We start from the raw sequence: 3,497 nt of genomic DNA, 5'->3' as shown, positions 1-3,497 counted from the left end.
CCTTTATCGCCGCCGCCCATGGTTGCCAGCGCCACGCCGAGCAGTGCGCCGACTGCGCCAACACCGATCGCGTCTGAGTTACCCTTCGCCGTGGTGGATGCCTGCGCCCCAGCCGCTTCGCCCGCGCTGGTGGCCGCCTGAACCTGAGTGAAGCTGGTCAGTACCAGTGCGCCCAGCAGAATTACCGTTTTTTTCATTTTTCTCTCTCCACATGAACTCAATAACAACAGGTACGAATCCAGTGTCGGAGATCGCGGGAATGGAGGAAAGCGGAGATTACTGATTGATTTGTAGGAATTAATTTAACGCTGGCCTTGTTTTTAATCGGCAAGGCATTGTTCCGAAAACAGATGCGCATTCCGGAAGAGAAATGCCCTATTTTATGCTGCCATCACCACAACTCAGGCCTATTCTGCACCATCACCTTAAGCCAAATCGCCCTGAGCGCCTCTCTAGCGGCGGGATTTTTTGTCATGAACCAGTAACAGAAAGAAAACGCGGCAAATTTTCAGATAAGCGCTAAGCGGCTTGAAAGCACAGATAAAAAACGCGAAGCGAAGCGCATTTCAGGGCTAAAAATAAATATAAGCTGCTGTTTAATATGCTTTGTAACAATTTCGGCTAGAATATAAACCATTAATGACTGTCACACTGAGGCCTCTTTTTTTAACAATATTGGCTCAGGCAATGGCGCCTTTGGGAGTTGAACATGCAAGAGAACTACAAAATTCTGGTCGTCGATGATGATATGCGTTTGCGTGCGTTGCTGGAGCGCTATCTCACCGAGCAGGGCTTTCAGGTGCGTAGCGTTGCCAACGCCGAGCAAATGGACCGACTGTTAACCCGCGAATCCTTCCACTTGATGGTGCTTGATTTGATGTTGCCGGGCGAAGATGGTTTGTCTATCTGCCGCCGTTTGCGCAGTCAAAGCAACCCGATGCCGATCATCATGGTCACCGCGAAAGGCGAGGAAGTGGATCGTATCGTCGGTCTGGAAATCGGCGCGGACGACTACATTCCGAAACCGTTTAACCCGCGTGAGTTGCTGGCGCGTATTCGTGCCGTACTGCGTCGTCAGGCCAATGAATTGCCAGGCGCGCCTTCGCAGGAAGAAGCGGTTATCGCGTTCGGTAAGTTCAAGCTGAACCTCGGCACCCGCGAGATGTTCCGTGAAGATGAGCCGATGCCGCTGACCAGCGGTGAGTTTGCCGTGCTGAAAGCGCTGGTGAGCCATCCACGCGAGCCGCTGTCACGCGATAAGCTGATGAACCTGGCACGTGGCCGTGAATACAGCGCCATGGAACGCTCCATCGACGTGCAGATTTCGCGTCTGCGTCGCATGGTGGAAGAAGATCCAGCGCATCCACGTTACATTCAGACCGTTTGGGGTCTTGGCTACGTATTCGTTCCGGACGGCAGCAAAGCATGAGGCGATTGCGCTTCTCACCCCGCAGTTCGTTTGCCCGCACCTTGTTATTGATTGTTACCTTGCTGTTCGTCAGCCTGGTAACAACCTATTTGGTGGTGCTCAATTTCGCCATTCTTCCCAGCTTGCAGCAGTTCAATAAGGTCCTCGCGTACGAAGTACGTATGTTGATGACCGATCGGCTGCAGCTGGAAGATGGAACTCAGTTGGAAGTGCCGCCGGCCTTCCGACGCGAAATTTATCGTGAGCTGGGCATCTCGTTGTATACCAACGCGGCGGCGGAAGAGAGCGGTTTGCGCTGGGCGCAACATTACGAATTCCTCAGTGAGCAGATGGGCCAGCAGCTGGGCGGTCCCACCGATGTCCGTGTCGAGGTGAATAAAAACTCGCCGGTGGTGTGGCTGAAAACCTGGCTGTCGCCAGATATCTGGGTACGCGTGCCGCTCACCGAAATCCATCAGGGCGACTTCTCACCGCTGTTCCGCTACACGCTAGCAATTATGCTGCTGGCGATTGGCGGTGCCTGGCTGTTTATCCGCATCCAGAACCGACCCTTGGTGGATCTGGAGCATGCGGCGTTACAGGTTGGTAAAGGCATTATTCCGCCGCCGCTGCGTGAATACGGCGCGTCGGAAGTGCGTTCGGTGACGCGGGCGTTTAACCAGATGGCGGCCGGTGTGAAGCAGTTGGCCGACGATCGTACCTTGTTGATGGCGGGTGTCAGCCATGACTTGCGTACGCCGCTAACGCGCATTCGTCTCGCTACCGAGATGATGGGCGAGCAGGATGGTTATCTGGCGGAGTCGATCAACAAAGATATCGAAGAGTGCAACGCGATTATCGAGCAGTTCATCGATTATCTGCGCACCGGTCAGGAGATGCAGACCGAACGCGCCGACCTGAACAGCGTGCTGGGCGAAGTGGTGGCAGCAGAGAGCGGCTACGAGCGCGAGATTGAGAATGCGGTGATGACCGAGGATTTGATGCTGGATATCAACCCGCTGTCGATCAAGCGCGCGCTGGCGAATCTGGTGGTCAACGCGGCGCGTTACGGCAACGGATGGATTAAGGTCAGCAGCGGCAAGGAGCTGAACCGCGCATGGTTCCAGGTGGAAGATGATGGTCCGGGCATCAAGCCGGATCAGCTTCAGCATCTGTTCCAACCGTTTGTGCGCGGCGACAGCGCGCGCAGCACCAGCGGCACCGGCCTCGGTTTAGCGATTGTGCAGCGTATTATCGATGCGCATGAAGGTTCGCTGGAGATTGGTGATAGCGATCGCGGCGGATTGCGGATTCGTGCCTGGTTGCCGATTCCGGAAGGTAATAGCAGTACGGCGGTGGTGAGTATTAATCACAGTTCGTGATCATTGGGAATGTTGCGGTTATTGACCAGGTGGGCATAAATGCCCACCTTACAAAATCTGATGGGCACAAATGCCCCATCAGATTTTAACTTACAACTGCGGACCCGCTTGCACCAACGCCTTCCCGGCGTCGTTATCCGTATACTTCTCGAAGTTCGTAATAAAGCGCTGCGCCAGATCCTGCGCGGCTTGCTGCCAGGCCGCTTCTGTCGGCCAGCTGCGGCGCGGATCGAGAATCGCGCTATCCACCTGCGGCAGAACTTTAGGCATCTGCAGGTTGAACACCGGCAAGGTTTCAGTCTCAACCTCATCCAGCTCACCGGCCAGAATCGCGTTGATGATGGCGCGCGTGTCTTTCAACGAAATGCGCTTGCCGCTGCCGTTCCAGCCGGTATTCACCAGATACGCCTGCGCACCTGCCGCTTCCATCCGTTTTACCAGCACGTCGGAATATTGCGTTGGGTGCAGCGTGAGGAACGCCGCGCCGAAACAGGCGGAGAAGGTTGGCGTTGGCTGCGTAACGCCGCGCTCGGTACCGGCCAGTTTGGCGGTAAAGCCAGACAGGAAGTGATATTGCGTCTGTTCCGGCGTTAAGCGAGAAACCGGCGGCAGTACGCCAAAGGCATCGGCGGTAAGGAAAATCACCCGCTTCGCATGGCCCGCTTTCGACACCGGCTGCACGATGTTCTCGATATGCTCGATCGGAT

At 55.5% G+C, this 3,497-nt stretch carries 4 protein-coding genes; 2 read left to right on the top strand and 2 right to left on the bottom strand.

Annotation, left to right across the window (positions count from 1 at the left end; all coding sequences use genetic code 11):
- Window positions 1-197 (bottom strand): exopolysaccharide production protein YjbE (gene yjbE, locus RTY00_RS17550; protein WP_312665288.1); only part of this gene is annotated, 197 nt, incomplete at its 3' end.
- A gap of 512 nt (window positions 198-709) precedes the next feature.
- Here yjbE and ompR point away from each other — a divergent pair.
- Together ompR and envZ are read left to right on the top strand one after the other, a co-directional pair.
- Entirely contained in the window at window positions 710-1,429 is a 720-nt protein-coding gene (gene ompR, locus RTY00_RS17545; RefSeq protein ID WP_001157751.1) for a two-component system response regulator OmpR, read from the top strand.
- Window positions 1,426-2,790: a two-component system sensor histidine kinase EnvZ gene (gene envZ / locus RTY00_RS17540; RefSeq protein WP_312665287.1), complete on the top strand. Its 1,365-nt coding sequence runs from the start codon at window positions 1,426-1,428 to the stop codon at window positions 2,788-2,790. Before ompR ends, envZ begins: the two co-directional genes overlap by 4 nt.
- Before the next feature lie 90 nt (window positions 2,791-2,880).
- Here envZ and RTY00_RS17535 read toward each other — a convergent pair.
- Window positions 2,881-3,497, bottom strand: a 617-nt coding sequence (locus RTY00_RS17535) for a phosphoenolpyruvate carboxykinase (ATP) (RefSeq protein WP_312665286.1), incomplete at its 5' end; no start/stop codon positions are given.

Source organism: Pantoea sp. CTOTU49201, assembly GCF_032054795.1.
In the GTDB taxonomy this organism is placed as follows: domain Bacteria; phylum Pseudomonadota; class Gammaproteobacteria; order Enterobacterales; family Enterobacteriaceae; genus Pantoea; species Pantoea symbiotica.
Note: the sequence above shows the minus strand (reverse complement) of the source record. Positions and strands in the feature narration are given on the sequence as shown.